The 5315-nt window shown below is 60.4% G+C and carries 4 protein-coding genes and 1 pseudogene; 1 reads left to right on the top strand and 4 read right to left on the bottom strand.

What is annotated here, in order from left to right; all coding sequences use genetic code 11:
* The first annotated feature begins 175 nt into the window (after positions 1–175).
* Positions 176–1045 (top strand): AAC(3) family N-acetyltransferase, encoded by an 870-nt coding sequence (locus EOA28_RS23930; protein ID WP_128315346.1) that lies wholly within the window; start codon positions 176–178, stop codon positions 1043–1045.
* Positions 1046–1284: 239 nt separating this feature from the next.
* On the opposite strand, the gene EOA28_RS23925 is transcribed toward EOA28_RS23930, so the two are convergent.
* The 4 genes and pseudogenes from EOA28_RS23925 to EOA28_RS23910 all read right to left on the bottom strand — a co-directional run.
* Positions 1285–1863 carry a sarcosine oxidase subunit gamma gene (locus tag EOA28_RS23925; protein WP_128315345.1) on the bottom strand — a complete coding sequence of 193 codons (579 nt, stop codon included), beginning with the start codon at positions 1861–1863 and terminating at the stop codon, positions 1285–1287.
* On the bottom strand, positions 1856–4786 hold the full coding sequence (locus EOA28_RS23920) for a sarcosine oxidase subunit alpha family protein (RefSeq protein ID WP_128315344.1): 2931 nt from the start codon (positions 4784–4786) through the stop codon (positions 1856–1858). Before EOA28_RS23920 ends, EOA28_RS23925 begins: the two co-directional genes overlap by 8 nt.
* Positions 4783–5073, bottom strand: a complete 291-nt coding sequence (locus EOA28_RS23915) for a sarcosine oxidase subunit delta (protein ID WP_128315343.1) — start codon at positions 5071–5073, stop codon at positions 4783–4785. The genes EOA28_RS23920 and EOA28_RS23915 overlap by 4 nt, the downstream gene beginning before the upstream one ends.
* A 9-nt stretch (positions 5074–5082) precedes the next feature.
* Positions 5083–5315 (bottom strand): annotated as a pseudogene (locus EOA28_RS23910) (sarcosine oxidase subunit beta); the annotation flags it as partial.

The raw sequence follows: 5315 nt of genomic DNA, 5'->3' as shown, positions 1-5315 counted from the left end.
AATTCCAGACCGTCGGGGGATTGATTGGAATTCTGGAGCGGCTGGTAGGAGGGCCTTCCTAATGCCGATTGTTCCAAAGGACGTTGTCTTCCTGCCCGAATCCACAGCGGAATATCCAGACCGCTGGTCGCGATGAACGTCTTTTCCCGCACCGCCTTGGAGGTCGGCATCGACTATGGATTACAAATACACACGCGAAGATCTGTTGAAGGCGATTGAAGCAATCGGCGTCCGTCCAGGCGACACCGTCTCTTTGCAGGTAAGTCTCGGTCGACTGGGCTTGCCGCAGGCGGTCCCGCGCAACTATCCAGCGCTCTCGAACTTCGTGATAGACGCCTTCCTTGAGGTGCTGGGGAGGAAAGGAACGCTCCTCGTCCCGACCTTCACGTTTTCTTTTAACGTCGGCCAGATGTATTATGATGTGGGGTTAACCCCCTCTGCGATTGGAGAATTTCCGGAGGTATTTCGAAGCCGGACGAACGCCATACGGTCGCGCGATCCAATGTGCTCGGCGGCAGGGATAGGGCCCAATGCTCAAGCTATCTTGCGAAACATTTCCAACCAGAGCCTCGGCGAAAACAGTTTTTTTGATAATCTTGTCAAGGCTGATGGGCTAATATGCACACTAGGCTTGGGAATGTGGTGGGCCACCTTTTGCCACTATATCGAAAAGGTGGCTAATGTGCCGTTTCGCCGTGACGCGCGGTTTCGAGGCGTTATTCGCGAAGAGGGACGGCAGTGCGAAGAGGAATGGATATATTTCTCCTACCCGGACGTCAGCAATTGCGAACCGAACGCCATAGCTTTGGAGAACAAGGCCACTGAACGATCCCTAATTCGGGTCGCTCCGATTGGTCGCGGCGAGATTCATTGCGTCAGGGCGAGGGAATATCTCGCATTTGGACTAGCGGAGCTTCATAAAAATCCCTGGCTAACCGCCAAAGGACCCCCTGCACCGTCGGAAGTCATTTTTAGATATGGACCGTGTGGTTCTTCAAGGAAGGGTGACGATTACAGAGGCGGTCGGTGGTGCGATACAGTATAATCGAGATATATCTGCCACGGCTCGTCCTCCTGTGATGAGGATCGGCTCGGCCCGCCCGAGCAACCCTCGGACGCGCAGTGTAGGGCGAGCCACCTCACCGGCAGAAGCGGACATACGGTCTTACCTCCAAAGGACGAATAGCTTGTATCAAAAGCCTACGAGACGAACCGCCTACAAAGGTTGATTATCCGCATTCGTCGGGCCATGTGCCCTCGACCTGAGATCAGGTGGTACGGTGATCACAAGATCTCGCGCGCGTGGATCTCCGCCAAGCGGGAGATCGCTGTCTCCAACCCATGCCACAATGTTTCGGCGGCCGAGCGCATGCCGACGATGGCCAGATGGGCCGGCGCACGCCTGATCGCAAATACGCTCATGTGCTCGAGACCGACGCGAGTGGCCGATCCTCCAGCAAAGCGGGTAGCATCGAGATTCACGAGTTTGGACATGAGTGCGAGGATCGGCCTTTCGCCGCTGTCCGCCCGAATTTCAAAAGCCACGAAACCGTCCGTCTGCTCCGTCACCGAACAGCCTGGGCAAGCTGCCGCAAGTTCGCGGGCGAAATCGCTCTCCGCGCGCTCCTCGGCCTCGATCATCCACTGATCAGGACCGGTCCAGAAGGCCGACACGGAGCCTTTTCTAAACCATCTACCCGGGCCGGGCAGGGTTATGTCGAACGGCACCGGTTGACCTACTCCCCGACGAAGCGCCAGCGAAGCCAGTGCCAGATCGGCATTCTCCACAAGGCTCAGCGGACCATTGCAAAAATTGCGCGGCGCATCTGCGCCGAGCGCCGTGATGGCTCTAAAATCAGGCACGGAGGCGCCCTCCCTGGGGGTCGACAAAATGGGTGGGAACGACGCGCACACGCACCGACTGGCCCTGAAGCGGATTGGCGGCGACGATCTCCTCTCCCATGCGATTTTCACCATCCACGAGGAAACCGAGGCCGATAGCGGAGCCGACGTGGGAAGAGAAGCAGGCCGAGCTGATCCAGCCTTGATCGGTCTCGGTCCGTTGCTGCAAACCGTCTGCGAAGAGATGCGATCCAGCGACAACCGGATCGTCGGGGTTTACAGGCTGCAGGCCGACAAGCATCCGCGTTTCAGCCTGGAGGCCTTCACGCCGTGACATCACAGCCCCTATGGAGTTCTTCTTGGTAGAGACCATCCGACCCATTCCCAGCATCTGTGCCGTGGTTTGACCGTTGAGTTCGTTGCCGGCGGCATGTCCCTTTTCGATGCGCAGGACGCCGAGAGCTTCCGTGCCATAAGCGGTTGCGCCAAGGTCGCGTCCAAGTTCAATCAGACGGGAGATCAGCGCATAGCCATAACGTGCGGGCACTGCGATCTCATAGGCGAGCTCGCCAGAGAAAGAGATGCGGAACAGCCTGGCACGCAGTCCGCTGCAGACGGTAAGCTCCATGCAGGCCATGAAAGGAAAGGCTTCATTCGAGAGATCGAAACGGTCGACGATGCGCTCAAGAAGCTTTCGCGCATTTGGCCCTGCCACCGAAAACTGCGCCCAGGCGTCGGTGGTCGAAATTAGCTGCACGTCCAGTTGCGGCCAAAGGCATTGGCGCGCGAATTCCATGTGACGATAGACGGGCCCCGCCTGCGCCGTCGTTGTGGTCACGACATAGCAGTACTCGCCAAGCCGGGCGCAGGTGCCGTCGTCGAAGGCATGGCCATCTTCACGGAGCATGAGACCATAGCGCACCATGCCGACCTTCAGGCTCTTCATGGGATTGCAGTAGAGCCGATCAAGGAATTCAGCCGCATCCGCACCCTGAACATCGACCTTGCCCAGTGTGGTCACATCGCATATGCCCACGCCATTGCGGGTCGCCCGCACTTCACGGTCGACGGACTGGTGCCAATGCGTCTCGCCTGGCCGCGGGAAATACTGCGCCCGCATCCACTGGCCGGCTTCGACGAAGACCGCGCCTTGGGCCCTAGCCCATTCATGACTGGGCGTCACACGGCGGGGCCGGAAGTGCTCGCCCGTGTCGCCACCTCCCAGAACCGAAATCGAGATCGGCGTGTAGGGCGGACGAAAGATCGTAGTCCCGGTTTCCGGAATTGACTTGCACGTAAGTTCGGCCATCATGGCAAGCGCTGTGACATTCGAGGTCTTACCTTGGTCCGTCGCCATGCCCAGCGTCGTCCACCGTTTCAGATGCTCGACGGAACGCATGTTCTCCTGATGCGCCAGTTTGATGTCCTTGACTGTTACGTCGTTCTGGAAATCGACCCATGCCCGGCCCTTGCCCGTCACGTGCCAGAGAGGCTGAAGGTTAAGCGCCGCGTCTTCGGCGCGTGGCAGGACGGGTCGCATCGCCGCGATTTCCAACGTCTCAAGCGCAGCGGCAGCCGCATCTACCCCCGAGGCCATCGCCGCGCCCGTGCTGCCTTCTCCGGCGGCCGCGCCGGCGACGAACATACCATGGGGCATGTCCGGGCCGGGTAAGAAAGCTTGCTTGCTATCGTCCCAGACTGGGCGGCCGCGATGGTGTGAGACCAGATGGACATTGGGATTCCAGCCGCCCGAAACGCCGAGCGCGCCGCAGACGATCCATTCGCGACCGCGGCCCGTCGTCACTTCGATGGATTTCAACCCTAGGCGCCCCTTGCTGCCGCTGACCACGGCCCCGGCGATCAGCCGGTAATCGCCTTGCGGCTTTGCATTAGCCCGCACGTCGACCACTGCGGCGAGCTCAATGCCGCGTGCCAACAGATCGAGCGCGGTGCGGTGCCCGTCGTCATTGTTGGTGAAGATGGCAACTCGTCCGGCGGGGCTGACTGCCCACCGGTTGGCGTAGGCACGGATCGCTCCGGCCAGCAAAATGCCAGGGCGGTCGTTGTTGCGGAAGGGGATGTGTCGCTCAATTGCCCCCGTGGCCAGCACGGCTCGTTTCGTGGTGATGCGCCAGAGCGTTTGCCGCGGCTGTTCACCAGGCACGGGCACGTGATCGCCGACCCGCTCGACAGCGCCGTATGTGCCGTGGTCGAAGGCACCGAAGACTGTGGTCCGGCGCATAATGCGCAGGTTAGGCATTGCAGCAAATTCGGCTTCCGATTTGACGATCCAGTCGATCGCCGGCGCGTCGTCCAGCAGGTGGCTCTCGGCCAGAAGTCGGCCGCCCAGCCGGTAGCCCTCATCGGCAAGGATGACCCGCGCACCGGCCCGCGCGGCGGTCAGGGCTGCCCCCAGGCCCGCCGCACCGCCTCCGATGATCAACAGATCGCAGTGGAGGAAGCCCTTGTCGTAATTGTCCGGATCGGGCTTCATCGAGAGACCACCGAGGCCGGCTGCCTTGCGGATGGCGGGCTCGTAGAACTTCTCCCAGAAGGCACGCGGCCACATGAAAGTCTTGTAGTAAAAACCTGCCGTCAAAAAATTCGCGAAGAGATCGTTCACTGCCATTGCGTCGAAGGCCAGCGACGGCCAGCGATTCTGGCTTTTCGCCGCGAGGCCGTCGAACAACTCGACCACGGTTGCGCGAGTGTTGGGTTCGCGCCTAGCGTCTGAGCGCAATTCGACCAAGGCGTTCGGCTCCTCCGAGCCTGCTGCGATGAGCCCGCGCGCCCGATGGTACTTGAAACTGCGGCCCATGAGCCGCACATCGTTGGCCAGCAATGCTGAAGCCAGAGTGTCGCCGGGGTAGCCCTGATAGGCCTTGCCATCAAAGGTGAAGCGCACCGATCTGCTGCGATCGATCAGGCCGCCATCGAGCCTCATTTACCACCTTTTTGCATACGCAGAGCAACGTCGCGAGCAAGTTCGGCGCCCAGGATCTCATGGGTCACAGTGCTGCGTGTGACGACCAGCCAGGAGCGGTCGCCCTGCTCGTGGAACCACAGTTCGCGATGCACCCCAGCCGGATTTTCGCGCAAATAGACATAGTCGTAAAAGGCCTCAGCTGGGGCTTCGGCCATGCAGTCGGGGCGATTCAACAGGGAGGCGTCTCCGAGATGCGTGAATTCCTGCGCGTCGCGAAGGCCGAGGAGAGGGTGGGGGATCAGCATTGCGTTGCCTCAATGTAGGTTCGGCTGAGCGCCGACACCCTTTTCGTCGATGACATAACCGCGTGCAAAACGATCCAGGCGGTACGCTTTGGCGATTTGATGCGAAGTGTCGGTGGCGAGCAGATGCGCGAAGGCATAGCCGCTTGCCGGCGTCGCCTTGAACCCGCCATAGCACCAGCCGGCATTCAGATAGAGGCCTTCAATTGGGGTGCGGTCGATGATCGGGGAACCATCCATCGACA

This window comes from Mesorhizobium sp. M2A.F.Ca.ET.067.02.1.1 (genome assembly GCF_004023285.1).
GTDB lineage: Bacteria > Pseudomonadota > Alphaproteobacteria > Rhizobiales > Rhizobiaceae > Mesorhizobium.
Note: the sequence above shows the minus strand (reverse complement) of the source record. Positions and strands in the feature narration are given on the sequence as shown.